The sequence below is a fragment of the Micromonospora sp. PTRAS2 genome, assembly GCF_054052245.1.
In genome coordinates this window covers 156,542-180,486 of record NZ_JBSWBU010000002.1, presented here as the reverse complement: position 1 = coordinate 180,486, position 23,945 = coordinate 156,542, and the positions used below count along the sequence as shown (strand labels likewise).

Below are 23,945 nucleotides of genomic sequence, written 5' to 3'. Positions count from 1 at the left end.
CCAGCAGGTCTGTGAAACCGGCGGGCGGCGGGAAGGAGCGGCCGATCGCGCTGCGTGAACTGTTGCGTATCCGGGTGCAGAGCAAAGGGAGCGAAGGAGGTGGTGGCGTCGAGCGGAGCGGTTGCTGCGTGTCACGATCCGGGGCGGGTGGAGCACGGCCACCCGCCGCCGCCGGCCGCCCGCGCCGGCGAGGGCGGGGTGGACGGCGAGGGCGGGTCGACGGCGAGGGGCCCGCCGGGAATCCGGCGGGCCCCTTCGGTCGCGGTCGGGTGCGCTGTGGCGCTGTGGCGCTGTGGCGCTGTGGGGTGGGCTGGGTGCTCAGGCGTTCAGGATCACCGCGCTGAGGATCATGCCGAGCACGGCGCCGGCCACGCTGGCAGCGGCGGCGTACCAGCCGAGCGGCTTGTCGCCGAGGACCGCGCCGACCACGCCGAGGATCACGCCGAGCAGGCCGAAGATCAGCGGTGACACGAAGACCGCGAGGGCGGCGAAGACGAACGCGACGATCGTGCAGATCCGGGCGGCGTTGGTGCGCGGGCGGGTGGTGGCGTGGGTGTCGGCCATGACGTCCTCCGTGGTGAGCCTCGATCTACCGTCGATCGATCACTACCCACCGGTGCCGGAAACTACGCATCCCGGCCAGCGGAAGACCTTCAGTGGAAGACCTTGAGGCCGACCACCCCGGCGACGACCAGCAGCAGGCAGGCGATGCGGGGCAGGCTCGCCGACTCGTGCAGCGCCAGCATGCCGACCAGCGCGGTGCCGACCGCGCCGATGCCCACCCAGACCGCGTAGCCGGTGCCGACGGGGATCTCGCGCAGCGCGTACGCCAGGCCGGCCATGCTGAGCACCAGCGCGACCGCGAACACGACCGACGGCACGAGCCGGGTGAAGCCGGCGCTGCGGTCGAGGGCGACCGCCCACGCGGTCTCGAGGAGTCCGGAGATCACCAGCACGATCCAGGCCATGGCGCGACACCTCTGCTTCGGCGCCCGGACCTGCGGTGTCGGGGCGAGTGGGGCTCGGTACTGACACGTGAGGCGTCTTGGCCTGACCGGGTACGCCCACCACTCGTCCGGGGCGACCCTGGGGCCGCCGCGACCGACGTTAGCACCGGCCGGGCGGTGCCGGGGGTGAGCCGGACCACCACCGATTGACATGAACCTCACTTCAAGTTGCAGTATTCGGTCATGCCGCTGCTCTTCGCCGACCCCGACGTCGCCGCCGCGCTGGACGCCCCCACCACGGTGGCCGCGATGCGCGACGCCCTGCTCGCCGCGCACGCCGGCCGCCTGGTGGCCCCGCCCCGGGCCGCCGCGGCGCTGGGCGGGGGACGGATGGTGCTCACCGCCGGGCACCTCACCGGCGAGTGGTACGGCTTCCGCTCGTACGACACGTTCGGGCACCCGGAGGGCGAGCAGGTGGTCGTGCTGCACGACGGGCGCACCGGGGCGGTGCGGGCGGTCGCGGTCGGGGACGAGCTGGGCTCCCGGCGTACCGGGGGGCTCGGCGGGGTCGCCGTGGACGCCCTGGCCCGGCCGGACGCCGTCACGCTGGGCGTGGTCGGCTCGGGCACGCAGGCGTGGACCCAGGTCTGGGCCGCCGCCGCGGTGCGCCCGCTGCGCGAGGTCACCGTGCACAGCCGCTCGGCCGCCCGGCGGGAGGCGTTCGCCGCCCGCGTCCGCGCCGAGCTGGACGTGCCGGCGCGGGCGGTCGACTCGGCGCGGGCCGCCGTGCGGGAACGCGACGTCGTGGTGCTCGCCACCACCGCCGTCACCCCCGTGCTCGACGCCGCCGACCTGGCCCCCGGCACCCACGTCAACACGGTCGGCTTCAAGCAGGTCGACCGGCACGAGTTCGGCACCGACCTGCTGGACGCCGCCGATGTGCTGGTCACCGACTCGCCGGCGCAGGCGGCGGCGTACGACCCGCCGATGCTGGCGACGCTGCCCGCGTACGCCGGGCGGTTGGGTGACCTGGGCGCGGTGCTGGCCGGCGACGCCGCCGGCCGGACCGGCGCGGACCAGGTGTCGGTCTTCTGCTCGACCGGCCTGGCCGGCACGGAGGTCTTCCTGCTCGACCGGCTGGTCCGGGTCGGCGCGGCGATGGCCTGAGCCGGCCCCGGGCGGCGGGCGACGTGCGGGGGCGATCCGGGTGGCCGCCGTTGCGGGCCGCCGTCCGCCCGCCCGGTACCCTCGGATGGTGTCTGCCACCGCCCCCTCCCCGCAATCCGCCGGCCGCCGCGTCGCCCTGCTGACCCTGGGCTGCGCCCGCAACGAGGTCGACTCGGAGGAGTTGGCCGCCCGGCTGCACGCCGACGGTTGGCAGGTCACCACCGACGGCGAGGGGGCCGACGTGGTGGTCGTCAACACCTGCGGCTTCGTCGAGAAGGCCAAGCAGGACTCGATCCAGACGCTGCTCGCCGCCGCCGACACCGGCGCGAAGGTGGTCGCGGCCGGCTGCATGGCCGAGCGGTACGGCCGGGAGCTGGCCGACAGCCTGCCCGAGGCGCAGGCGGTGCTGAGCTTCGACGACTACCCCGACATCGCCGCCCGGCTCGACGCGGTCGTCGCCGGCGAGGCGCTCGACGCGCACACCCCGCGCGACCGGCGGGAGCTGCTGCCGCTGACCCCGGTCGCCCGGCGCGACAGCGCCGTCTCGCTGCCCGGCCACGGCACGCCCCGGGCCGCCGTGACCACCGACGAGCACACCCCGGCCCACCTGCGGCAGGTGCTGCGGCGTCGGCTCGACACCGGCCCGGTCGCGTCGCTCAAGCTGGCCAGTGGTTGCGACCGCCGCTGCGCGTTCTGCGCCATCCCCGCCTTCCGCGGCGCGTTCGTCTCGCGTACGCCCGACGAGCTGCTCGCCGAGGCGGAGTGGCTGGCCAGGACGGGCGTGCGGGAGCTGGTGCTGGTCAGCGAGAACTCGACGTCGTACGGCAAGGACCTCGGCGACCCCCGGGCGCTGGAGAAGCTGCTGCCGCAGCTCGCCGCGATCGACGGGATCGTCCGGGTCCGGGCGAGCTACCTCCAGCCCGCCGAGACCCGCCCCGGCCTGGTCGAGGCGATCGCCACGACACCCGGCGTCGCGCCCTACTTCGACCTGTCATTCCAGCACTCCAGCGAGCCGGTGCTGCGCCGGATGCGCCGCTTCGGCTCCACCGACCGGTTCCTGGAGCTGCTGGCCGCCGCCCGTGCCCTGGCCCCGGAGGCCGGCGCGCGGAGCAACTTCATCGTCGGCTTCCCCGGCGAGACCCGGGGCGACGTCGACGAGCTGGTCCGGTTCCTCAGCGCGGCCCGGCTCGACGCGATCGGCATGTTCGACTACAGCGACGAGGACGGCACGGAGGCCGCCGGCCTGCCCGGCAAGGTCTCCGCCGCGACGATCAAGCGCCGGTACGACCGGCTCAGCGCCCTCGCCGACGAGCTGTGCTCGCAGCGGGCCGAGGAGCGGCTCGGCTCCACGGTCGAGGTGCTGGTCGACTCGGTCGACGACGGTGTGGTCGAGGGCCGGGCGGCGCACCAGGCCCCCGAGGTGGACGGCTCCACCACCCTGGTCGCCCCGGCCGACGGCGGGGTGGACCTGGCGGCGCTGCGCCCCGGCGACCTCGTGCGCGCCACGGTGACCGCCACCGAAGGGGTGGACCTCGTCGCCGTCCCGGATGAGATGATCTCGGCTGCGCCCGGCGCGGCACGGTGACGGCGGGCCCTGAGAAGGCGGGGGAGCCACGTGGTGCGGTGTCAGGTTCGCCGCGGCAGCCCGAGCGGGGTGCGTCGATGACGCCGGCGGCGGAGCCGGCGCAGCCGCCGGTGGTCGCCCGGGTCCCGGTGCTCAACGCGGCCAACGGGCTGACCCTGCTGCGGCTGGTGCTGGTGCCGGTCTTCGCGGCCTCGGTGGTCGCCTCCGGCGCGACCCACGCCGGGTGGCGGATCGCGGCCTGCCTGATCTTCGCCGTCGCCTCGGTCACCGACCTGGTGGACGGCTGGATCGCCCGCCGCTTCGGCCTGGTCACCTCGGTCGGCAAGGTGGCCGACCCGATCGCCGACAAGGCGCTCACCGGCGCGGCCCTGCTGCTGCTGTCCTGGTACGGCCTGCTGCCCTGGTGGGTGACCGGCGTCATCCTGGTGCGGGAGCTGGGCATCACGGCGCTGCGGTTCTGGGTGATCCGGCACGGCGTCATCGCGGCCAGCCGGGGTGGCAAGATCAAGACGGCGCTGCAGATCCTGGCCATCACCTGGTACCTGTGGCCGATGCCGGCCGGGCTCGCCGCCGTCGGCCCCTGGCTGATGGCAGCCGCCGTCGGCGTCACGGTGGTCACCGGCTTCGACTACGTGGCCCAGGCGCTGCGCCTGCGCCGGCCCGCCCGCGAGGATGCGTAGACCGGCGCGGGGACGCGTAGACCGGCCGGCGCGGGGAAAGGGACGTTTCCATGGGAACTGACGCGAACGGGCACCGGCCGGTGGGCAGCCCGGCGGCCGGCGTGGTGCACCGCCTCGCCGAGCGGCACGAGACGCTCGCCACCGTCGAGTCGCTCACCGGTGGGCTGCTCTCCGCCTCGGTGGTGGAGATCGCCGGGGTCAGCGGTGTCTACCGGGGCGGCCTGGTCGTCTACGCCACCGAGCTGAAGTCGGTGCTGGCGGGCGTACCGGAGGACCTGCTGGCCGAGCGCGGCCCGGTCGACCCGGACGTGGCCCGCGCCCTGGCCGAGGGCGGCCGGCGGCGCTGCGGCGCGGACTGGGGGCTCGCCACCACCGGCGTGGCCGGGCCGCAGCCGCAGGACGGCAAGCCCGTCGGGCTGGTCTACGTCGCGGTGGCCGGGCCGGCCGGCGCCGAGGTCCGCCGGCTCGACCTCGACGGGGGCCGCGACCACATCCGGACCGCCGCGGTGATCGAGGCGTTGCGGCTGCTCGCCGAGCGGATCGACGCGGCGGGGCCGGTCCCCGGGGCGGGCGCGCCGGAGGCCGGCGACGGCGACGCCGCGCCCGCCGGGGCGGCCCGCCGCTGAGCCTGTCGGCCAGAAGGACGGGCGGGGTGGGATGTCACCGGGGCCCGCAGCGGGTACGGTTGCGGGAAGGCTCCGACGCGTGGCGTCGACGCCGGGGCGGCACGCCGCGCCGGCACGGCGTCGGTGAAGAGGGTGAGACCCGTCAGGGGAGGTGCGATGGTCCTGCTACGCCGGGTGATCGGTGACGCACTGCGGGCGCGCCGGCAGGGGCAGCACCGCACCCTGCGCGAGGTCTCCTCCGCGGCCAACGTCAGCCTGGGCTACCTGTCCGAGATCGAGCGCGGCCAGAAGGAGCCCTCCAGCGAGCTGCTGGCCGCCATCTGCGACGCCCTGGGCGCCCGCCTCTCCGAGCTGCTGCGCGAGGTCAGCGACACGATGGCGCTCGCCGAGCAGCTTCCCGGCGTGCTGGTGCCGGTGCAGGACGAGCCGGCCGAGCCGGTCGAGTCCCCCGTGGCCCGCGCCTCGGTGCGCAAGTCGACCGGCCGGGGCGTCCGGCAGGTCACCTCCGGCGGCCCGGTGGCCGTGGCGGTGCACCAGGACTCGCCGCTGAAGGCGACCCTGCGCACCCGCGTGCGCCCCGCCGAGCGCGACCGCGACGTCGTCTGCGCCGCCTGATCCCACCGCCTGCCCGCAGGTCGCCCGAGGACGTGGTCGGGCTTTCCCGCGCCGCGTACTGTTGATCAGACGGTGGCGTGCCGCCGGTGACGTACGGATGCCGGGCTGGCGCCCGGCTGGGACGATGGGGGTCACCGCCGCACGACCACCGGCCGGACCGCCCGGCCCGGCCGGGCGGCGCGACTCTACTGAGGGGATACCGCGGAGATGGCGAACCCGTTCGTCAAGGGCTGGAAATACCTGATGGCGCTCTTCGGTGCCCGGATCGACGAACACGCCGACCCCAAGGTGCAGATCCAGCAGGCGATCGAGGAGGCGCAGCGCCAGCACCAGGCGCTGGTGCAGCAGGCGGCGGCGGTGATCGGCAACCAGCGGCAGCTGGAGATGAAGCTGTCCCGCCAGATGACCGAGGTCGAGCGGCTCCAGGGCAACGCCCGGCAGGCCCTGGTCCTCGCCGACCAGGCCCGCGCCCGGGGCGACGAGGCGGAGGCCGGCAAGTACGAGCAGACCGCCCAGGTCCTCGCCACCCAGCTCGTCTCCGCCGAGCAGGCCACCGAGGACCTGAAGACCCTGCACGACCAGGCGCTCGGCGCCGCCGCGCAGGCCCGCCGGGCGGTGGAGAACAACTCGATGATCCTCCAGCAGAAGCTGGCCGAGCGCACCAAGCTGCTCAGCCAGCTCGAACAGGCCAAGATGCAGGAGAGCGTGGCCCAGTCGCTGGAGTCGATGTCGTCGCTCACCGCCTCCGGCAGCACCCCGTCCCTGGACGCGGTGCGGGACCGCATCGAGCAGCGCTACGCCACCGCGATGGGCCGCGCCGAGCTGGCCGGCAACTCCGTCGAGGGCCGGATGCTGGAGATCCAGAAGGCGTCCCTGGACTCGGCCGGCTCGTCCCGGCTGGAGCAGATCCGCGCGAGCATGGCCGGCGAGCAGCTCGCCGGCCGGCAGGACCGCCCGGCCGTGGGGCAGCAGGGGCAGGCCGCGCCCGCCGCCCCGGCCGTCGACCCGGCCGCCGCGGCCCGGCTCGACCAGCTCCGGGCCAGCATGGGCCAGGACCGCGGCACCGGGGACACCAGCACCGCCGGCTGAGCGGCACCGACGGCCGCCGGCCGGGCGGCCCCGGCACCGCCCGACCCGGCGGCCGGAACGAGGAGGCACGGGTGGCAGACGAGCGAGCACGATACTTCCGCCAGCTGCGCAGGCTGCGGCGGTCCGCCCGCCGGTGGAGCGTGCTGGGCGGCGGGCTGACCGGGGCGGCGGCGGTGCTCACCCCGTACGCCGGGCTGGGTCTGCCCGACGCGGCGTGGGCCGGCGCGGCCGGCAGCGCGGTGGCCCTGGCCGCCTGGCGGTGGATCGACCTGCGGGCCCTCGCGGCGCGCCCCGCGCCCCCGGCCCTCGACCCGGCCGAGGCCGCGGCCCGGTCCCGGGCCCGGCTCGTCGCCGCCGTGGAGCGGCTCCCCGCCGGGCAGGGGGTGGTGGCGGAGGTGCGCCGCGCCCGGTCCCGGCTGGCCCTGCGCGGCACCAGCGTGGCCGAGCCGTGGGCCCGGCTGGACCGGGCCGCGCTCACCCTCGGCGGGATGACCGGCCGGCTGACCGGCCTGGCCGAGCCGGCGGTGTCCGAGGCCGCCGCCGCCGACCGGTCGCTGCGCGAACTGGCGGGGCGGGTCGCCAGCGTCGAGCGGGCCCTGCGGCTCGCCCCCGCCGACGCCCGCGCCCCCCTTGCCGAGGCCCACCGTGAGCTGTCCGCGCAGCTGGAGAGCGGGGTGGCGGCGTACGAGCGGCTGGTGGTGGCCGCCGCCGGCTACCTCGCCGAGGACGCCCGCTCCGACGCCGGTCACCTCGGCGGCCGGGCCGCCAGCGAGCAGGCCGCCGCGTCCCGGCTCGCCGAGGCGACGGACCTGCTGCACGGGGTGGCGTCGGCGCTGGCCGAGCTGCGCACCGTCGGCGAGCCCCTGCGCACCGTCGGCGACCCGCTGCGCACCCCCACCCACTGACCCGGCCTCACCCGGGCGTGGTCACGGCGACCGCCGGGGTGAACGGGGAGCTGCCGACGACGTTGCCGGCCCGCACCCGGTAGTGGTAGGTCACGCCCCGGGCCAGGCCGGTGTTGACGAACCCCCGCCCGTGCACCGTGAACGCGGCGACCTCCCGCTCGAACGCCGGGTCGACCGCCCGCTGCACCAGGAACCCGGCCCCCGGGCCGCCCGGCGGGTCCGCCGCCCAGGTCAGCGTCACCGTCGCGGTGTCCGGCGCGGGGGCGCTCGCGACGGCGGTCAGCCCGGTCGGCGCGGCCGGCCGGGGCGGGCTGGTGACGGCGGCGACCGTCGACCACGGCGACGCGACCCCCAGGTACGTGGTGCGCACCCGGTAGTAGTAGGTGGTCTCCGGGGCGACGACGGCGTCCACGTGCTGCTCCTGCACCCCGACGGCCGTGGTGGCGGGGCCGCTGGTGAACGTCGGGTTGGTGGCCCGCTGCACGTCAACGCCGGTGGCGAAGGAGCGGTTCGCCCAGCGCAGCGCCACCCGCAGCGGGGCGGCCGGCGGGATCACCGCGGCCAGCCCGGTGGGCGCGGCGAGGCGTACCGACGCCGGCACGCCGTTGGACCAGGCCGAGCAGCTCACCTCGTTCTCCGCCCGGATCCGGTAGTGGTAGGTGACGCCGGGGGTGACCGTGGAGTCGGTGTACCGGGTCGCGGCGGCGGCCACGGTGATCGCGGTGACCCCCTCGGTGAACGCGACGTCGGTGGCCCGCTGGAGCAGGTGGCTGCTGGCCGGGGGCCGGCCGCCGTTGCCGGTCCAGGTCAACGCGATCGCCGGCAGCACGGTCGCCGATCCGGGCACCGGCGTGGCGGTCAGCCCGGTCGGGGCGAGCGGGGCGACCCGCAACACCAGCGGGCGGCTCATGCCCTGGTCGCGGTGGCCGGCGAGCTGGCTGTGCCAGCGGTACTCCCACCCCATGTTGACCAGCTGATTGACCACCGCCGCCGGCCGCCCGTCGACGGGGCTGACGGCCGTGGAGCCGATCCGGGCGCCGGCCGGGCGGGTCGGGTCGAGCAGCCGTACGCTGTCGCCGATCTTGAATGGCAGGGCGGGGGCGACCGGCCGCAGCGCCACGATCACGTCCTCGCGGGGGTTGACCCGCACCGTCTCCTTCCAGCCCAGCTCGTTGGGCTCGGGCGGGCGGATCGCCCCGTCCCAGCCGACCCGGTTGACCAGCTGCACGTCGCAGCCGCCGACGTGCACGGGGTGGGTCTGCGGGGTGTTGCCGACGATCCGCCAGAGCTGGGTGCCGTCGGCGGGCGCGCCGACCTGCACCGTCGGGTCGGCGATCACCAGCGTCTCGGTGGCCGGGTCGACCGGCCCGAGCGGCAGGGTGGCCGGACCCAGCGGCCCGGCGTGCGGGTGGGCCACCCCGAGCCGGCCGGCGACCCGCCCGTACGCCGGGTCGAAGACGTGCTGCACCACCTTCACCGTCAGCGGCAGCGTCACCGGCGCGGCGGCGCCGACCGGGGTGAAGCTGACCGCGATGGCGTGCGCCGTGCCGACCGTCTCCCGGGCCGTGCGGGTGCCGAACGCGCGGTCGTACGCCGGTTGCGGCACGATCGGCGGGCGCTGGCTGGCCGCGTACGCGCCGGGCAGCCGCTCGGCCAGCCGGTCGAGGTCGTACGGCTCGGCCGGCTCGCCGGCCACCCGGAACTGGAGCAGGGTGCGGGTGTTCGGCCCGTACCCGGGCAGGGTGCCGGGGACGCCGCCCACGGCGGTGCGGTCCGGGGCGCCCGTGTGGTGGTCGTTGCGGGGGTCGAAGCGGGGCAGCGGGGCCGGGCAGTCGTTGTAGAGGATCAGGGTGGACCCGGGCGGGACGGCCGAGAAGTCGACGACGACGTCGGCCCGCTCCCCGGGGGCGAGCAGCAGGGTGTGCCCGTCGACGTTGAGCACCGTCGGGTCCTGCCGGTCGTACCGGTAGCCGACCGGCCGGTTCGGCAGCACCGCCGGGGCCGGCAGCAGGCCGCACTCGTTGCCGACCTGGATCAGCGCCGGCCCGGCGGCGGCCGGGTCGGGCACCCCGCCGTCGCGCCCGTCCACGGGCCAGTGCGGCGGGCGGCCGGGCGCGCGGGCGGCCTCCACCATCGGCACCTCGCCCGCGTCGGCGTCGAGCAGCCCGCCGTCCGCGTCCCACATCGGCCCGTCGGAGCGGGCCCGGTAGAGCTGGAGGTTGAGGGAGCGGTCCGCGCAGGCGTTGAGGATCCGCAACCGGTACGCCTTCGGCGCGACCGTCAGGTACGGGTACGCGACGCCGTTGACCAGCGGGGTGTCCCCGTACGCCTCGGGCACCGCCGACGGGTGCGGCACGCCCGGGGCCAGCGGCGGCTCGTCGGGGTCGGCGACGGGATCGTGGTGCGGGTTCGGCACGGGCCCGCCCGTGGCCCCCGGCGCGGTCGCCGGGGCGGCGTCGTCGGGCCCCGGTCGGCCAGGCGGCGCGTCGGCCGGGGGCGTGGGGCGGGTCCACGGGCCGTAGTCCCAGCGGCCGGTCGGGTTCGTCCCCGACGGGTGGGACGGGTGCTGCCGGGGCTGGTAGACGTGCGGGTGCCAGAGGCTGCCCCGGGCTCCCCAGCGGTCCCGGTCCCACGTCGGGTCCTGGCCGGCGAGCTGCGTGTCGTCGGGCACGAACGTGCGGTCGGTGACCACCAGCGGGAGCTGCTCGGCGGGCAGCACCCCGTCGGCGACGAGGCCCTCCTCGGCCTCGTCGGTGAGCAGATAGACGGCGAGCTGCCCGGAGCAGACGGTGAGCCGGGACAGGCCGAGGGTGTTGTCGTGCAGCCACATGAGCCGGCCGCTCTGCTCGTTGGGGTAGTAGAGCGTGGTCGCCCCCGGGCCGGGCGGCGGCATGTCGGGCACGTGGGTCAACCCCACCCCCGTCGGGTACGGCGTGATCTCCCCGGCCGGCGTCACCCACTGCCACGGGTTGCCGGCGCTGATCCAGCCGGTCTGCCCGCCGTGCAGGTGCGGCACCGCCCGGTTCTGCGGGTAGGGCGCCGGCCCGTCCAGCGGGCCCGGCCCGGCCCCGTCCAGCGTCGCGTCGACGGGCAGGAACAGCTCCCCGGCCCGGCCGGTGGGCAGCTGGTTGATGAACTTGATCCGCACCGGCCGGCCGCGCCGGGCCACGATCACCGGCCCGCACAGGTACGGCCGGTCGGGCGGGGCCACCGTGTTGTGCCCGGTGCCGTCGGTGCCGAGGTTGAGCTGCCGGTAGCCGCGCAGCCGGGTGGCGGGCAGGTCGCGGTGCAGGCGCTGGGCGTACTCCTGGAGGCCGATCTCGTAGTAGTCGCAGCCCGGCCACGTGATGGTGTCCGGCACGGCGACCGGCAGCCACCCGCCCAGCTCGGTGCGGCCCCCCTCGCCGGGCCGGGGCAGCGCGTCGACGAACTTGCGCAGGCCCGTGCCGGGGGCGACCCCGGCGCGTTCGTCGGGCGCGGGGACCGGCACCGGCAGCGGGCTGGTGGCGAAGTTGGGCACCGGGCCGAAGCAGCGCGGGACGGCCCCCGGGTCGAGGCTGGCCGGCGCCACCTCCTCGGCTTCGGCCACGTCGGGCCCGGTCGCCTCGGCGGTCCGGGCCGCCGGCACGGTCGGCCCCGGCTCCGCGCCGGTACGCGCGGGCCGGTCGACGAAGTTGGAGCGCAGTCTGCGGAACAGCACGATGGCTCTCCCCGGATCGATCGTGGCGTGGCGACCGCCACCCCCTCGGGGCGGCCGCACCCGCCCGTTGACGGTCGGTGAGCACTCAACCGCAGCATGCGACGTCGGAGGGCCGGTGCGGAACTACCCAATCGTCCCTATCTGCGGACGTCCCGGACGCTGGGACGGCGTGTCGCCGCAGGTCAGGGTGTCGGCGCGGGCTGGCAGGCCGGGCACCAGTAGGTGACCCGCTCGCCCAGCTCCTCCTTGCGGATCGCCGTGCCGCAGCGGCGGCACGGCTGGGCGCGCCGGCCGTACACGTAGCTCGTCTCGCCCCGGCGCAGCGACCCGGTGGTGCTCTGCGTCCACCGTCCCCGGTTGGCCGCCAGCAGCCGCTGCGCGAGCGCCACCGTGCCGGCCAGGTCGGGCACCGCGCCGACCGGCGTCCACGGCGACAGCCCGCGCAGGAACAGCACCTCGCACTTGTAGAGGTTGCCCACCCCGGCCAGGTTGCGCTGGTCGAGCAGCGCCTCGCCGATCGTCGCCTCCGGTGCGGCGGCGAGCCGGCGGACCGCCTCGGTGGGGTCCCAGTCCGCGCCGAGCAGGTCCGGCCCGAGGTGACCGACGAGGGCGTCCTCCTCGGCGGTCGGCACCAGCGCCAGCTCGTGCAGGTGGTAGCCCACGGCGACCGCGTCGGGCGCGCGCAGCACCACCCGGATCAGGTGCGCGGGCCGGCCCGTCCAGCGTTCCCCCGGCGCGTACGCCCGCCACGCCCCGTCCATCCGCAGGTGCGAGTGCAGCGTCCAGTCGGCGACCCCGCCCGGGCCGCCCGACGCCCGGCTGCGCCCGCCCGGAGGCGGGCCGGCCTGTGGTTGCCGGCCGGGCGCGGCGAGCCGCAGCAGCAGGTGCTTGCCCCGGCTCGCCGACTCGCGCACCGTCCAGCCGGCCAGGTCGGTGCCGGCCAGCCGGGGCACCCGGAAGTCGGAGGCGGTCAGCCGGGCACCGCCGAGCGCCCGCCCCAGCACGCGGGCGGTGTTCCAGACGGTGTCGCCTTCGGGCATGCCGCCATTGTCCCCGCCCGGGCGGCGTTCACCCTGGCCGGGGCGGGGTGGGCGCCCCGAGGGTCAGGGGCGCTCCTCCGGGCGGGCCGGGCGCACCATGTCCTGGTAGCGGGGGTGGCTGGCGCCGTAGACGGCGAAGTTGAGCCGGGCGAGGGTCAGGCTCAGGTCGCCGTTGGGGCCGCCCCGGACCACGTCCGCGTCGGCGTCACTCTGACCGTCGTCGGTCCAGAAGCAGACCGGGCACGTGCCGCCCCCGGTCAGCGAGGCGCAACAGGGACATGCCGAAGGAACCCACTGAACACCCACCGGGAGAGCATTCCACAACCGACGATCCGGCATCACTCCGACGGTGGGCCGATTTCACGTTCCGGCCACCTCCTCTTCGGCGGTGACGGTCAGCCCTCTTCGGCGGTGACGGTCACCAGGTCACCCGGTGCGACGCCCAGCACGTCGGCGGCCCGTCCGCCGTTGACGGCGGCGGCGACCAGGCCGGCCGAGTCGACGTACGCGACCAGCGCGCCGGGCGGGGCGTCGCCGAACGTGCGCCCGTGCGCCGCCGCCCGACCGGCCACCCGCAGCCGGGCCGGCAGCGGGGCGAGCCGCCCGCCCGGCGCGGCGAGCTGCACGTTGCCGAAGTGGTCCACGGTCAGCACCTCGGCGGCGAACCCGCCCGGCTCGTCCCGCACCACCGGCCCGGGCAGCCGGACCAGGCCCGCCGGGTCGACCGCCGGCCCGGCGTCGGCCAGCGGCGCGCCCGCCGCCAGCCGGGCGGCCACCGGGGCGAAGACGTCCCGGCCGTGGAAGGTGCGCGACACCTGCGGGGCCAGCCACTGCGGGTTGGTCAACTCGACGGCGGCCGTCACCCCGCCGAGCGCGGCGGCGGCGTCCGGCAGCAGCCCGTTGTCCGGCCCCACCAGCGTCCCGCCCGGCGTGGCCAGGGCCACCCCGCGCCGGGCGGTGCCCACCCCCGGGTCGACCACCGCGACGTGCACCCCCACCGGCAGGTACGGCACCGTCTGGGCGAGCACGGCCGCGCCACGCCGCACGTCCGCCGGTGGCACGAGATGGGTCACGTCGAGCACCCGCGCGGCCGGGGCGATCCGGGCGATCACCCCGTGGCAGGCGGCCACGAACCCGTCGGCCAGGCCGTAGTCGGTGGTCAACGAGATCCACGCCATCGGCGTCCTCCTCCGTGCTCGCTCGTGCTCGTGCTCGGCCTCGCGCCTGCTCGGCCTCGCGCCTGCCTGGCCCGGTTGCTTGCCTGCCTGACCGGCGCGGGGCGGCGCGGCTGCCGGCTCGACGCTAGCCTCCCGAGGCATGACGCGCGTGCTGCTGGTGCCCGGCCGCAACGACCCCCTGCCCGAGCACTGGCAGGAGTGGCTGGCCCGCCGAGATCCCGCGCGCCGCTGGGTCCGGCACGCCACCGGAGGGCGGTACGTGGCCGACGAGCGGGTCGCCGCCCTCGCCGCCGCCCTCGACGGGGTCACCGAGCCGACGGTGCTGGTGGCGCACAGCGCCGGCTGCCTCACCGTGGCGTTGTGGGCGGCCTCCTGCGGGCCGGGCCCGGTGCGGGGCGCGCTGCTGGTCACCCCGCCCGACCTCGACGAGCCGTGGACGGACGGGACGTCGGTGCTGCCGGCCCTGCCCGACGTCCCGCTGCCGTTCCCGTCGATCCTGGCGGCCAGCCGCACCGACCCGGTGATGACGTACGACCGGGCGGAGCACTGGGCCGGGCGGTGGGGAGCCGATCTGGTCGACCTCGGCGACGCGGGGCACCTGACGACCGCCGACGGCTACGGCCCGTGGCCCCTGGCGGAGACCCTGATCGCCCGCCTGGTCCCCCGTCGGTAGGGGACCGGTAGACCTTGGAAGCTGGTGGCCCCTCCAGGGGCCGGGATCTTCCAAGATCTCCGATGCTCGCTCGCTTCGGCCCGCGGACGACGAAGCCCCGCCTCGGGCTGAGGGGGCTTCGGGTCAACGCTCGGTCAGGCCGTCTGTAGCTCGCGAACGTGTTGATGGCTGGGCGCAAACCGGGGCCAGTCTGCGGTGTTGCACCCGGCTGCGTGCAGGGCCGTACGCAGGTCCATCATGAAGCCCGCCCCTGCGATGTTGAAGTCGGCGGCCTCGACGGTGGTCTCGAACTCCGCGTACCGGTCGGGCAGCCTCGCGGCGAGGTCGACGTCCTCCCGGCCGATGGCGTTCAGTTGCTCCATCACCTCGTCGAGGAACGCCTCGAACTGCTCGTCGGTGCCGTCCGGGTCGGCGAAGAAGGTCATCTCGGCAGCGAGACGGATCTCGGTCTTCATCTGTCCTCCCAGCAAGTCACCCGGTGCAGCTGCGCCCGCATGTTGCGCAGGTAGTTCGGGTTGGATGGCGTGGTCGACATGGTCTTGATGCACCTGCACGAATTTGGGCACTTCAGCTTGTAGTGCTTGTTTCCCCCGCCCGTGACGGTCCAACCGGCTCGTTCCGCCTCTCTTAGCAAGTCCTCGTATGCGCCACCCTTAGCGTGACGGGGTCGTGTCACTGGGTGAACGCCCTCCGTGCTGCAATGGTGACATGGTCGGTGCGCCGATGGATCCACCATCCGGCTAAGTCATCCTCGGTGCGGCTTCGTCGAATAGGCGTTCGACCAGGGAGTTCGCCTGCCTGGGTGGGTATGTGCATGGATGGAGTCCTTCCGGGCTGCGTCCTTTGGGCGTGCGCTCACCAAGTCGCGATCTTGCTGATCGTGTCTGAGTGGTCGCCGAACGTGAGAAGGGCCCATCGTCGAGCCGTAGGAGCGTGGCCGCAACATCCGCCTCCGCCTGGCGGTTGTCGGCCATCCGACTTCAGGGTTCGATTCACGCTAGAAGCCGAGGCATATCGGGCAAATGCCCGAGCGGTGGCTCCAATGCTGCTGGGTGCCGCAAGGGTGACGAGCTGCCACGCTCATGAGTACCGTGGGAAGGCGCCCTGGGTGGGTGGCGCGTCACGCTGGGAGGTCGGGATGGACGCCATGCCGGAGCTGACCTTCGGGCAGCGGCTGAAGCTCTACCGTGAACGGGCGGGCAAGACCCGCGCTGTGCTCGGCGGCTTGGTGGGCCGCAGCGCTGAGTGGGTGAAGGCCGTGGAGAACGATCGCATCCTGCCGCCGCGCGTGCACATGCTGGATCGGATCGCCCGCGCGCTCAAGGTCGACGTTTCCGCCCTGGTCGGGGAGCTGGGCGACCGGTCCGCCGCCGTCAACGGGCCGGAGCATCCCGCGCTCGCCTCGGTGCGCGACGCCGTCAACCGCGTCGCCTTGCCAGGTGCCGCGACCGCTCCGCCGTTGGCGCAGCTCAGCCAGCGTCTTGCCGCAGCCTGGCGGGCCCGCCACGAGTCCTCGGACCACCGGACGGTGCTGGCACCCGTGCTGCCGGACCTGGTCCGGGATGCGCAGCGCGCCGCGCTGACGTACGAGGGGGTCGATCGCCGTCGGGCGCACGCGCTGCTGGCCGAAACCCTCGGACTGGCCCAGATGTACCTCGCCTACCAACCTGCCGCCGAGCTGATCTGGCGCGTCGCCGACCGGTCGATGATGGCGGCGCAGGAGTCCGGCGATCCGGAGGCGGTGGCCCGGGCGGGCTGGTTCCTGTGCCAACTCCACCGGGACTCGGGCGACTGGGATGCCGCCACGACGGTGGCGCTGGACCTGCTCTCGGCGCTGGAGGCACGAGCGGTCGACGCGAGCCCGAACCTGCTCGCCCTCTGGGGCGCTCTGCACTTCGAGGCCGCCCACATCGCCGCGCGGGCGGGGGAGGAGGGCCGTGCCTGGCGGTACTGGGATCTCGCCGACGAAGTGTCCCGGCGGCTGCCGCAGGGCTTCTACCAGCAGCAGACGTCGTTCTCCCGGATCATCATGGCCGCGCACGCGGTGACCCTCGCCATCGAGTTGCAGAAGCCCGGTGAAGCGCTGCGACAGGCCAACCGTCTCGATCCGGCTGCCGTCCCGTCGAGGCCGCGCCGCGCCCGGCACCTGATCGAGGTGGCTCGCGCACACCGCGCCAAGAACGACACCGGATCCACCGTGGAGGCTCTCCGCCAGGCGTACGACGCGGCACCGGAGACGATCCGCTTCAACGGCTACGCCCGTCAGATCGCCCTCGACCTGCTGGACGGGCCCAGGTCGGCACGAAACGGCGTACGCGATCTCGCGTTGAAGGTCGGCCTCGTCTCCTGACCCGGGGTAGGAACCTTACCCATTCTGCACGGTAGCGCTCCGTAGGTTTCTCCTTGCGGAGCGCGGTTGGCGGTGCGTGTCTCCGCAGCTCGGCCATTCAAGATCATTGCCGGGCGCGGCGGCGTCGGTCCTTCGCGAGCACGCTGCCGCACCTTCGTGACCAAGGGGAGTGGGCCAATGACAGGCAGTGAACGCGATGAGTCGACGTCCAGCCGGGGTGAGCGGATCGAGGAGGCGGAGCGGGAGGCGGCCCGGCAGCGCATTCTCGACCAGGCCGAGGCGGAGCGGATACCGGTGGAGGAGACGACCCGGGCGGTGCCGGACCGGCGGTGGCGTCGTGGGCGGTGACGAGTTGCCGCCAGGCCGTCGGGTGGCGCAGTGGCGGGTTCGGCGCGGGTTGACGCAGCAGATGCTGGCCGACCGGTTGGGTAAGTCGAAGAGCTGGGTGGACAAGGTCGAGCGGGGTGTCCGCGCCCTGGACAAGGTGTCCACCCTCCAGGAACTCGCCGTCGTCCTGCGCGTCGACACTTCGGTGCTGCTGGGCCGTGACGTGCAGCCGCCCGAGGTGACCGAGCGCGTGGAGGGCGTCGAGCGGATCCGGGCGGCCCTGTCGACGTACGACATTGCTCTCGGCGCGGGGGCGGCCCGGAGCGTCGTGTTGCCGGCGGACCGGTTGGCCCGGGACGTCACGCACGCGTGGATCACGTTCCAGCACGCCCGCTACCCGCAGGCGGTCGTGCTGGTACCGGGCCTGCTGGCGGCGGCGCAACGCGTGCACGCCGAGGACCCGGACCCGGGGCGGGCGGTGCTGGTGGAGGCGTACCGGGTGACCGCTTCGCTGCTGGTGAAGCTCGGCGAGGGCGAGTTGGGCTGGCTGGCCGCCGACCGGGCCATGGGCGCCGCAGCCGGCGAGCCGGTGCTGGTGGCCGCCGCCTGCGTGCAGCTCGGCCAGGCGCTGCGCGCCAGCGGGCGGGCGCGGGCGGCGAGGTCGGTGACCCTGGCCGCCGCGTACCGGATCGCCCCGCCCGACCCCGACGACGGCATCCCGGCGGAGCTGTCGTTGTGCGGGACGCTGCTCGTGCAGGCCGCCCTCGCGGCGGCCCGCGACGGAGACCACCGGTCGGTGGCCGACCTGCTCGACGAGGCCGGTGACCTGGCGGCGCGGGTGGGCGACGGCCACGACCATCATGCGACGGCGTTCGGCCCCACGGCCGTCGACGTGGCCCGCGCCGCGGCAGCCGTCGAGTTGGGCGCAGCCCGCGACGCGGTCGCCTGGCACGAGAAGGCGGTCAGGCGGAACGCCTGGCGGTGGCTGCCGCCCGAGCACCGCGCCGCGCACCTGCTCGACGCGGCGCGGGCGTACCTGCGCGCCGGCGACCCGCGCGGGGCCGGCCGGGTGCTGCTCGACGCCGAACGCGCCGCCCCGGCCGAACTACGCCACCGCCCCGCCGCCCGGCAGGTGATCGCCCAGGTGACCCGCACTCCGCACGCCCCGGCCACCCTCGTCCAGCTCGCCCTCACCCTCGGCCTGGCCTGACGACGTCGCCCGGCGGTGGGGATCCGAGCTGGTCGACCTCGGCGACGCCGGGCACATGACGACCGCCGACGGCTACGGGCCAGGCTCGACGGTGACGTTGCGTTCCGGGCCACACCACTGTTGACCTGAAGTTCGGTTCAGGTTCCACCATGTTGGGCATGGACGCAACGATTGACCGTCACGCTGAGATCGCAGCCATCGAAGACGTGGTCGCCACCGTCGAACATGCGCAGCGCAACGAACTGGTCGAGGAGTTCGTCTCCCTGTTCCGCGAGGACGCCATCTGGACCACCGCGGCCGGCAAGCTCCTCGTCGGTCGGGACGCCATCGCCGCGTTCACCAGGCAGGTCCTGCCCGGCGCGATGAAGGACCTCGTCCCGTCGTACGAGGTCGTGCACGTGCTCTTCATCCGGGCGGACGTGGCCGCGGTCAAGGTCCGCCAGCGGTACTCCTCCCGGGAGGGTGAACCACGGACCGACCTGGGCGAGGGCACCCCGATGTACGTGATGTCGAAGGAGGACGGTCGGTGGCGACTCACCGCCAACCAGAACACCGCCGTGGCACCCACCGCATAGGAGACGCCCCCCCGCCCCCGCCCCCACCCACGCGTCGGTGATCAAGAGGTTTGCGTCATCGGGGAGATCAATCCTGCCGCTTTCCTCTTGATCACCGATGGGAGTGGGCGGGGCGAGAAGGGGTTCGGGCGCCAGCCGGCGACATGCGATCATCGCGGTCATGAGAGGTCGTCGCGAACGGCTGAACCCGGCCGAGCGACGGCTCCGCTCGGCGTTCCTGCACGGTGCGGAGCTCGACCTCGCGGGCGCGCGTGATGCGGTCCGCGCCGACATCGTCGCCGATCTGCTGACGCGCGCGGTCGACCAGGCCGATCATCCGAGAGCGGCGCTGCGACTGCGAAACGCCAGGATCGTCGGCCGCCTCGACGCCCGGCAGGCCAACGTCGCCGCGCCGGTGTTCCTCGCCGGGGTGAGCTTCACCGACGTCGTGGACCTCACCAACGCCCGCACCGCAGGCGTCACTCTCGTCGACTGCGTGCTGCCCGGCCTCCGGGCCCGGCTCGTGGAGGTGCGAGGTGACCTCGACCTGACCGGGTGCGAGGTCACCGGCGCCGTCGACCTGCGCGATGCGCGGATCGGCGGATCCGTCACCCTCGACCGCGCCACCCTGGGTGACCCGGAGGCCGGGGGCGACGCGCTCGCCGCCGCGCGGATGACCGTGACCGGTGATCTGAGCGCCAGGGCCGGATTCGTCGCGTACGGCCGGGTGTGGCTGTCCTCGGCGACCATCGGCGGTGACGTGCTGCTCAGCGGTGCCACCGTCCGCAACCCGGCCGGGCCGGCCATCGACGCCAACCGCCTCACCATCGCCGGCAGCTTCTCGGCCAGGTACGGGTTCACCGCCGAGGGCGGCATCATCCTGGTGCACGCGCAGATCGGCAACCAGCTCAACTTCACCGAGGCGCGGATCGACGCCAGGGGTGGCTGGGCCCTGCACGTCGGCGGTGCCCGGGTCGCGAGTCTCTGGCTGACCTTCGCCACGCCGCCGGTCGGCCGGGTACGCCTCAGCGGCCTGCAGGCCGACTCGATCTTCGACGATCCGGCGACCTGGCCGGCGGCACTCGACCTGCTCGGATGCACCTACCGGCTGCTGATCGCACGATCACCCGCACCGCGCGGCTCGCCACTGCCACCGCAGCCGGTCACCGTCGCGCAGCGCCTGGACTGGCTGCGCCGGAGCCCCGACGGGTACGCGCCCGCGCCGTACGAGCAACTGGCCGCCCACTACCGGCAGAACGGCCAGGACCAGGAGGCCCGGCGCGTGCTCCTGGAGAAGCAGCGCCGACGCCGGGCCACCCTGAGCCTCCCCAAGCGGATCCTCGGGTACGTCCTCGACGGTGTCATCGGCTACGGCTACCGCAACTGGCTCGCCGGCGCCTGGCTGGCCGGGTTCTGGCTGCTCGGAACGGTGACGTTCACGGTGCAGCCGTCGACTCCCCGCGCCGGCACGGCGCCGGAACGCAACCCGGCACTACAGTCCCTCGATCTCCTCCTGCCGATCATCAACCTCGGGCACGACGGTGCCTGGCTTCCCGTCGGCGCCAGCCAGTACGTCTCGGCGCTGCTCGTCCTCGTCGGATGGACGCTGACGACCGCGGTCGTCGCCGGCCTCACCCGCCTGCTCAACCGCTGACCACGCGCGGTGTGCCCTGCTCGACCTGGGCGCGTGCCGGGTCGCGCGGGCGTCCTCGGCGGCGGCAGGTGGGGCGCTCGCAGGATGCCGCTCACCGCGCCGCCGCCCGTTGACGGGGCTTGCGATCATCGAGCTTCGACCGTCTCCGGGAGCGTGGATGTGAAGGCCGCAGTGCGTGAGATCGCCGCCCTGGGGGTCGGCCTGACCGGCATCGTGCTGCTGGGCGTCGGGCTGGATCGGGTGCTCGACATCGGCAGCTGTTCCACGGGCGGTTCCTACGTGGTCGCCCGCCCGTGCCCCGAGGGCTCGGCGGTCTGGTTCTGGCTGCCGACGGCCGGCGCGATCATGTGGATCCTGGGTCTCGTTGCGGGTAGGCGGAGCTTCACCGAGCCGGGCGCCGGGCAGGTCCTGTGGACCGTCGGCTTCGCCGGAGGCGGCGCCGCCATGCTGGTCAAGGTGCTCACCCAGCCGTCCATGCCACCGGACGCGAGGCTCGGTGCGTCCATCGTGGCCGCCGTGTTCATCCCGATGGGCCTGGGCGTCGGGGTCGTCGGGATCGTGCAACTCGTCCGCGGGCGGCGCGGGCGCGGCAGCGGTCCCCGCCGGACGAGGAACGGCGACCCACGGGGTCGGGACGGTCAACCGGGTGCCGGGCGCGATGCGTGGTCGCGGCTGAAGGCCCTGAACGACCTGCGGAGCACCGGGGCGCTGACGCGGGAGGAGTTCGTCGCGCTCAGAGCCGACCTGGCCGACTCCGCGTCGGACGGCCGGCGGGCACCGGCGACCGACCGCGTCGCCCTGATCCGACAGCTTGCCGACCAGCGGGCCTCGGGAGCCCTGAGCGCGGAGGAGTTCGAGGTCGGCAAGCGCGGCGTCATGCGCGGTGAACGGGTCGACTGACCCGGGCTTCGAGGCCGTCGCCGGCCGGGACGTGCGGGACGACGCTCGATGGTGCGCCCTCGACGGTCGGCGTCCACGTGAACAACGGTCCCGTGGCCAGGCTCCCCGCCAGCGCGACAACCAGGTAGATCAGCACCACGCCCGCCGGTGACCAGGCGAAGTGGCGAATCCAGTAGTTGTCTCGGGCGAGCCGCGCGAGCAGCGCCCCCACTATCGGTAGCGCCAGGTTGAGCACCACCGCCGTGGTCAGGAGGGTCTCCGTGGTCGAGCCGAACGCCCGCGCCGCCGTGTGGGTCGGCACGTAGGGCGAGGACACCCGGCGGACCAGCCCGACGACGAACAGGAACGGCACGCCGTAGAGCCAGGCGAAGAAGAGCACGCCGAGCCCGACGCGCCTCATCGGGCGGCCTGCCAGAATCCGCCGGCCAGCACGGCGAGCCCGACGGTGACCGACACCGACAGGGTGCCGGCGAGGACCGGGGAGGGGACCCGGCGCGCGAGCAGCGGGGTGATCGCCAGCGTGGTGAGCAGCATGGCCGCGAGAACCGGCGCGCCGACGATCGCCGCCAGGGCGAACCCCTCCTGCGGTGTCAGGCAGGCGAAAATGACCGAGCAGTCCCGGTTCGGGTTCTCCGGCACGCCTACGAGTCCGACGAAGACCGCGGCGGTCACGGTGGCGTACCAGCCGAACGCGACGAGGAGGCTCGACCCGAACGAGCCCCGGCGCGGCGCTTCCGCAACATTCATGCTCGTGACGTTGCCAGGGCTATGGTGCCTGGCCCATCCGCATCCGTACTCAATCCCGACCGCCCGGTCCGGCGACGGCCGCCCTTGCGGGTCAGCGGTCGGAGGGATCGCCGGGATCGGCGGTGGACGGCTGCGTCGGCCAGAACGGCCACTCCTCGAACGAGTCGCAGCGCCCGTCCTCGGCGAAGCGCATGATCCACAGGTCGCGAAACTCCTGGTCGGCCGGGTCGCCGTACCGGACCTCCACCCGCGCCACCGCGGTGTCGTCCTCGACCGCGACGACCTCGCTGGTCATGTGGAACACCTCATCGGGGCCCTCCCGCTCGGCTTCCCACATCCGGGCGATGGCCGGCAGCCCGACGACCGCCTTCTGGTACGGCCCCTGCAGATAACTGGCCTGTTCGGTGAAGATCGCGCTGAGCGCCGCCGTCCCCGGCGTCCGCCATGCGCGCTCGTATGCCGCGATCCAGCCGGTCACGTGTTTCCGGTCCATGAGCCCCAGCCTGCCACCCGGTCGCACTCGGCCTGCCGTTGACGATGCGCCCGCTTCCGCCGGGAGCCATCCTGCGCAGGTCGACACCGGTCCAAAATGGGTCGATCGGGCCATGCGGATCGGCGACCATTTGCGGGTGTCTCGCGGCCGGCGGGGCGCGACCGACTTCACGTGGGGGACCGGTGCTCGCTCCGCTGCGCCATCGCGCGTTCCGCTGGCTGGCCGCCGGCCGCATGGTCAACATGCTGGGCAACGGCGTCGCGCCCATCGCCCTGGCCTTCGCCGTGCTCGACCTGACCGGCTCGGTGCGTGACCTGGGCCTGGTGGTCGGCGTCAGATCCCTGATGACCGTGCTGTTCGTGCTCTTCGGCGGCGTGGTGGCCGACCGGATTCCGCGCCGGCTGGTGCTGGTCGGCTCCAACGTGCTGGGCGCGGCGACGCAGGCGGCGGTGGCCGCCGTCGTGCTCACCGGCACGGCGACGATCCCGCTGCTGCTGGCGCTCGGCGCGGCCAACGGCGTCGTGAGCGCCCTGGCCCAGCCGGCGTCGGCCGCCGCGACGCCGCAGACCGTTCCGCCCGAACTGCTCCAGCAGGCCAACGCGCTCATCCGGCTCGGCATCAACGCGGGCTCGATCGGCGGCGCGGCGGCGGGCGGCCTCCTCGTGGCCGCCGTCGGACCCGGCTGGGGGCTCGCCGTCGACGCGGCCACCTTCGCCGTCGCGGCCGTGGCCTTCGCCGGGGTCCGGGTCGCCGCCCCGAAGGCCAGGAGCAGCCGTACGGGTGTCGTCGCCGACCTGCGGGTGGGCTGGACGGAGTTCACCGCGCGTACCTGGGTGTGGGCGGTGGTGCTCGGCTTCATGGTCCTCAACGCGTGCCTGGCCGGCGGCGTCAACGTGCTCGGCCCGGCCGTCGCCGACTCGACTATCGGCCGCGGCGGCTGGGGCGTGGTGCTGGCCGCGCAGACCGTCGGGATGGTGCTGGGCGGGCTGATCGCCCTGCGGATCCGGGTGCGCCGGCTGCTGCTGCTCGGCGTGGCCTGCATGTTCGCCGAGTCGCTCCTGCTGCTCGGGCTGGCCCTGGCACCCACGATCCTCGTGCTGGTGGCCGCCGCGTTGGCCGTCGGCATCGCCGTCGAACAGTTCACGGTGGCCTGGGACACGTCGATCGCCCAGCACATCCCGGCCGACCGGCTGGCGCGCGTCTACTCGTACGACATGTTGGGGTCCTGGATCGCCATGCCGCTCGGCCAGGTGGCGGTCGGGCCGCTCGCCGCGACGATCGGGGCCCGCGACACGCTGCTGGCCCTCGCCGGGCTGGTGGTGCTCGCCGTCGGGGGCATGCTGGCCAGCCGGGACGTGCGCCGGCTGCGGGCGTTGCCACCCGGCCGGCCCGCCGGGGAGCCACCCGCCGCCGACGGCCGGCCGGCCGACCCGGCGCCGGCCCGGGCGGGCGGCGACGCCGCCGACAGGACCCCGGTCGGCTGACGCGGCAGCTCACGGCGCATC

The 23,945-nt window shown here is 74.9% G+C and carries 25 protein-coding genes, 1 pseudogene and 1 riboswitch; of the genes and pseudogenes, 16 read left to right on the top strand and 10 right to left on the bottom strand.

Features of this window, described 5'->3' with window-relative positions; genetic code table 11:
* Positions 1-318: 318 nt before the first annotated feature.
* Both ACVMYR_RS06760 and ACVMYR_RS06755 read right to left on the bottom strand, forming a co-directional pair.
* The gene (locus ACVMYR_RS06760; RefSeq protein ID WP_077936722.1) at positions 319-564 is read right to left on the bottom strand and encodes a hypothetical protein; all 246 of its coding nucleotides are present in this window, start codon (positions 562-564) and stop codon (positions 319-321) included.
* Positions 565-653: 89 nt separating this feature from the next.
* A complete protein-coding gene (locus ACVMYR_RS06755) occupies positions 654-968 on the bottom strand; it encodes a DMT family transporter (RefSeq protein WP_457121363.1) in 315 nt (104 codons plus the stop codon).
* 66 nt (positions 969-1,034) lie between these two features.
* A riboswitch (guanidine-III (ykkC-III) riboswitch) is annotated at positions 1,035-1,099 on the bottom strand.
* Between the two features lie 91 nt (positions 1,100-1,190).
* Between ACVMYR_RS06755 and ACVMYR_RS06750 the strand changes: the two genes are divergently transcribed.
* The 7 genes from ACVMYR_RS06750 (at position 1,191) to pspM (ending at position 7,614) form a co-directional block, all read left to right on the top strand.
* On the top strand, positions 1,191-2,114 hold the full coding sequence (locus tag ACVMYR_RS06750; RefSeq protein ID WP_077936723.1) for an ornithine cyclodeaminase family protein: 924 nt from the start codon (positions 1,191-1,193) through the stop codon (positions 2,112-2,114).
* A gap of 85 nt (positions 2,115-2,199) precedes the next feature.
* Positions 2,200-3,699 (top strand): 30S ribosomal protein S12 methylthiotransferase RimO, encoded by a 1,500-nt coding sequence (rimO, locus tag ACVMYR_RS06745; RefSeq protein WP_077936724.1) that lies wholly within the window; start codon positions 2,200-2,202, stop codon positions 3,697-3,699.
* Between the two features lie 77 nt (positions 3,700-3,776).
* Positions 3,777-4,379 carry a CDP-diacylglycerol--glycerol-3-phosphate 3-phosphatidyltransferase gene (gene pgsA / locus ACVMYR_RS06740; protein WP_431895415.1) on the top strand — a complete coding sequence of 201 codons (603 nt, stop codon included), beginning with the start codon at positions 3,777-3,779 and terminating at the stop codon, positions 4,377-4,379.
* Positions 4,380-4,429: 50 nt separating this feature from the next.
* Positions 4,430-5,005: a CinA family protein gene (locus ACVMYR_RS06735; RefSeq protein WP_043962443.1), complete on the top strand. Its 576-nt coding sequence runs from the start codon at positions 4,430-4,432 to the stop codon at positions 5,003-5,005.
* Between the two features lie 156 nt (positions 5,006-5,161).
* Positions 5,162-5,620, top strand: coding sequence for a helix-turn-helix domain-containing protein (locus ACVMYR_RS06730; protein WP_457121362.1), 459 nt, complete (start codon positions 5,162-5,164; stop codon positions 5,618-5,620).
* Positions 5,621-5,827: 207 nt separating this feature from the next.
* Positions 5,828-6,709, top strand: a complete 882-nt coding sequence (locus ACVMYR_RS06725) for a PspA/IM30 family protein (protein WP_077936725.1) — start codon at positions 5,828-5,830, stop codon at positions 6,707-6,709.
* Between the two features lie 71 nt (positions 6,710-6,780).
* Entirely contained in the window at positions 6,781-7,614 is an 834-nt protein-coding gene (pspM, locus tag ACVMYR_RS06720) for a phage shock envelope stress response protein PspM (protein WP_043962446.1), read from the top strand.
* A gap of 7 nt (positions 7,615-7,621) precedes the next feature.
* On the opposite strand, the gene ACVMYR_RS06715 is transcribed toward pspM, so the two are convergent.
* From ACVMYR_RS06715 to ACVMYR_RS06700, 4 genes are all read right to left on the bottom strand, one after another.
* Positions 7,622-11,317, bottom strand: coding sequence for a multicopper oxidase domain-containing protein (locus tag ACVMYR_RS06715; RefSeq protein ID WP_457121717.1), 3,696 nt, complete (start codon positions 11,315-11,317; stop codon positions 7,622-7,624).
* 179 nt (positions 11,318-11,496) lie between these two features.
* Complete coding sequence (locus ACVMYR_RS06710) at positions 11,497-12,354, bottom strand: zinc finger domain-containing protein (protein ID WP_457121361.1); 858 nt, start codon at positions 12,352-12,354, stop codon at positions 11,497-11,499.
* A 63-nt stretch (positions 12,355-12,417) separates the two neighbouring features.
* On the bottom strand, positions 12,418-12,693 hold the full coding sequence (locus tag ACVMYR_RS06705; RefSeq protein WP_043964189.1) for a CPCC family cysteine-rich protein: 276 nt from the start codon (positions 12,691-12,693) through the stop codon (positions 12,418-12,420).
* Between the two features lie 56 nt (positions 12,694-12,749).
* On the bottom strand, positions 12,750-13,532 hold the full coding sequence (locus ACVMYR_RS06700; protein WP_457121360.1) for an SAM hydrolase/SAM-dependent halogenase family protein: 783 nt from the start codon (positions 13,530-13,532) through the stop codon (positions 12,750-12,752).
* 139 nt (positions 13,533-13,671) lie between these two features.
* On the opposite strand from ACVMYR_RS06700, the gene ACVMYR_RS06695 reads away from it, so the two are divergent.
* The gene (locus tag ACVMYR_RS06695; protein WP_457121359.1) at positions 13,672-14,205 is read left to right on the top strand and encodes an RBBP9/YdeN family alpha/beta hydrolase; all 534 of its coding nucleotides are present in this window, start codon (positions 13,672-13,674) and stop codon (positions 14,203-14,205) included.
* Between the two features lie 134 nt (positions 14,206-14,339).
* Here ACVMYR_RS06695 and ACVMYR_RS06690 read toward each other — a convergent pair whose 3' ends face one another.
* Positions 14,340-14,660: a hypothetical protein gene (locus tag ACVMYR_RS06690; protein ID WP_091277398.1), complete on the bottom strand. Its 321-nt coding sequence runs from the start codon at positions 14,658-14,660 to the stop codon at positions 14,340-14,342.
* A gap of 683 nt (positions 14,661-15,343) precedes the next feature.
* Between ACVMYR_RS06690 and ACVMYR_RS06685 the strand changes: the two genes are divergently transcribed.
* The 7 genes and pseudogenes from ACVMYR_RS06685 (at position 15,344) to ACVMYR_RS06655 (ending at position 21,200) form a co-directional block, all read left to right on the top strand.
* Complete coding sequence (locus ACVMYR_RS06685) at positions 15,344-16,555, top strand: helix-turn-helix domain-containing protein (RefSeq protein ID WP_457121716.1); 1,212 nt, start codon at positions 15,344-15,346, stop codon at positions 16,553-16,555.
* Between the two features lie 177 nt (positions 16,556-16,732).
* Complete coding sequence (locus ACVMYR_RS06680; protein WP_457121358.1) at positions 16,733-16,903, top strand: hypothetical protein; 171 nt, start codon at positions 16,733-16,735, stop codon at positions 16,901-16,903.
* Positions 16,893-18,092: a helix-turn-helix domain-containing protein gene (locus ACVMYR_RS06675; RefSeq protein ID WP_457121357.1), complete on the top strand. Its 1,200-nt coding sequence runs from the start codon at positions 16,893-16,895 to the stop codon at positions 18,090-18,092. The genes ACVMYR_RS06680 and ACVMYR_RS06675 overlap by 11 nt, the downstream gene beginning before the upstream one ends.
* A gap of 10 nt (positions 18,093-18,102) precedes the next feature.
* Positions 18,103-18,216 (top strand): annotated as a pseudogene (locus ACVMYR_RS06670) (hypothetical protein); the annotation flags it as partial.
* Positions 18,217-18,250: 34 nt separating this feature from the next.
* A complete protein-coding gene (locus ACVMYR_RS06665; RefSeq protein WP_457121356.1) occupies positions 18,251-18,667 on the top strand; it encodes an SgcJ/EcaC family oxidoreductase in 417 nt (138 codons plus the stop codon).
* A gap of 160 nt (positions 18,668-18,827) precedes the next feature.
* Entirely contained in the window at positions 18,828-20,300 is a 1,473-nt protein-coding gene (locus ACVMYR_RS06660) for a hypothetical protein (RefSeq protein ID WP_457121355.1), read from the top strand.
* 171 nt (positions 20,301-20,471) lie between these two features.
* Positions 20,472-21,200: an SHOCT domain-containing protein gene (locus tag ACVMYR_RS06655; RefSeq protein WP_457121354.1), complete on the top strand. Its 729-nt coding sequence runs from the start codon at positions 20,472-20,474 to the stop codon at positions 21,198-21,200.
* Here ACVMYR_RS06655 and ACVMYR_RS06650 read toward each other — a convergent pair.
* From ACVMYR_RS06650 to ACVMYR_RS06640, 3 genes are all read right to left on the bottom strand, one after another.
* Complete coding sequence (locus ACVMYR_RS06650) at positions 21,175-21,600, bottom strand: hypothetical protein (RefSeq protein ID WP_457121353.1); 426 nt, start codon at positions 21,598-21,600, stop codon at positions 21,175-21,177. The two genes, ACVMYR_RS06655 and ACVMYR_RS06650, sit on opposite strands and share 26 nt — an antisense overlap.
* Positions 21,597-21,947, bottom strand: coding sequence for a hypothetical protein (locus tag ACVMYR_RS06645; RefSeq protein ID WP_077936733.1), 351 nt, complete (start codon positions 21,945-21,947; stop codon positions 21,597-21,599). The genes ACVMYR_RS06650 and ACVMYR_RS06645 overlap by 4 nt, the downstream gene beginning before the upstream one ends.
* A 91-nt stretch (positions 21,948-22,038) precedes the next feature.
* Positions 22,039-22,440 (bottom strand): nuclear transport factor 2 family protein, encoded by a 402-nt coding sequence (locus tag ACVMYR_RS06640; RefSeq protein ID WP_077936734.1) that lies wholly within the window; start codon positions 22,438-22,440, stop codon positions 22,039-22,041.
* A gap of 182 nt (positions 22,441-22,622) precedes the next feature.
* Between ACVMYR_RS06640 and ACVMYR_RS06635 the strand changes: the two genes are divergently transcribed.
* The gene (locus ACVMYR_RS06635; RefSeq protein ID WP_457121352.1) at positions 22,623-23,924 is read left to right on the top strand and encodes an MFS transporter; all 1,302 of its coding nucleotides are present in this window, start codon (positions 22,623-22,625) and stop codon (positions 23,922-23,924) included.
* Positions 23,925-23,945 lie beyond the last annotated feature (21 nt).

Excerpts from the sequence above, each read along its gene's own strand:
- ACVMYR_RS06760 (WP_077936722.1), bottom strand. The coding sequence starts at position 564 with ATGGCCGACACCCACGCCACCACCCGCCCGCGCACCAACGCCGCCCGG.
- ACVMYR_RS06755 (WP_457121363.1), bottom strand. The coding sequence starts at position 968 with ATGGCCTGGATCGTGCTGGTGATCTCCGGACTCCTCGAGACCGCGTGG.
- ACVMYR_RS06750 (WP_077936723.1), top strand. The coding sequence starts at position 1,191 with ATGCCGCTGCTCTTCGCCGACCCCGACGTCGCCGCCGCGCTGGACGCC.
- rimO (WP_077936724.1), top strand. The coding sequence starts at position 2,200 with ATGGTGTCTGCCACCGCCCCCTCCCCGCAATCCGCCGGCCGCCGCGTC.
- pgsA (WP_431895415.1), top strand. The coding sequence starts at position 3,777 with ATGACGCCGGCGGCGGAGCCGGCGCAGCCGCCGGTGGTCGCCCGGGTC.
- ACVMYR_RS06735 (WP_043962443.1), top strand. The coding sequence starts at position 4,430 with ATGGGAACTGACGCGAACGGGCACCGGCCGGTGGGCAGCCCGGCGGCC.
- ACVMYR_RS06730 (WP_457121362.1), top strand. The coding sequence starts at position 5,162 with ATGGTCCTGCTACGCCGGGTGATCGGTGACGCACTGCGGGCGCGCCGG.
- ACVMYR_RS06725 (WP_077936725.1), top strand. The coding sequence starts at position 5,828 with ATGGCGAACCCGTTCGTCAAGGGCTGGAAATACCTGATGGCGCTCTTC.
- ACVMYR_RS06710 (WP_457121361.1), bottom strand. The coding sequence starts at position 12,354 with ATGCCCGAAGGCGACACCGTCTGGAACACCGCCCGCGTGCTGGGGCGG.
- ACVMYR_RS06705 (WP_043964189.1), bottom strand. The coding sequence starts at position 12,693 with ATGCCGGATCGTCGGTTGTGGAATGCTCTCCCGGTGGGTGTTCAGTGG.
- ACVMYR_RS06700 (WP_457121360.1), bottom strand. The coding sequence starts at position 13,532 with ATGGCGTGGATCTCGTTGACCACCGACTACGGCCTGGCCGACGGGTTC.
- ACVMYR_RS06695 (WP_457121359.1), top strand. The coding sequence starts at position 13,672 with ATGACGCGCGTGCTGCTGGTGCCCGGCCGCAACGACCCCCTGCCCGAG.
- ACVMYR_RS06690 (WP_091277398.1), bottom strand. The coding sequence starts at position 14,660 with ATGAAGACCGAGATCCGTCTCGCTGCCGAGATGACCTTCTTCGCCGAC.
- ACVMYR_RS06685 (WP_457121716.1), top strand. The coding sequence starts at position 15,344 with ATGGACGCCATGCCGGAGCTGACCTTCGGGCAGCGGCTGAAGCTCTAC.
- ACVMYR_RS06680 (WP_457121358.1), top strand. The coding sequence starts at position 16,733 with ATGACAGGCAGTGAACGCGATGAGTCGACGTCCAGCCGGGGTGAGCGG.
- ACVMYR_RS06665 (WP_457121356.1), top strand. The coding sequence starts at position 18,251 with ATGGACGCAACGATTGACCGTCACGCTGAGATCGCAGCCATCGAAGAC.
- ACVMYR_RS06660 (WP_457121355.1), top strand. The coding sequence starts at position 18,828 with ATGAGAGGTCGTCGCGAACGGCTGAACCCGGCCGAGCGACGGCTCCGC.
- ACVMYR_RS06650 (WP_457121353.1), bottom strand. The coding sequence starts at position 21,600 with ATGAGGCGCGTCGGGCTCGGCGTGCTCTTCTTCGCCTGGCTCTACGGC.
- ACVMYR_RS06645 (WP_077936733.1), bottom strand. The coding sequence starts at position 21,947 with ATGAATGTTGCGGAAGCGCCGCGCCGGGGCTCGTTCGGGTCGAGCCTC.
- ACVMYR_RS06640 (WP_077936734.1), bottom strand. The coding sequence starts at position 22,440 with ATGGACCGGAAACACGTGACCGGCTGGATCGCGGCATACGAGCGCGCA.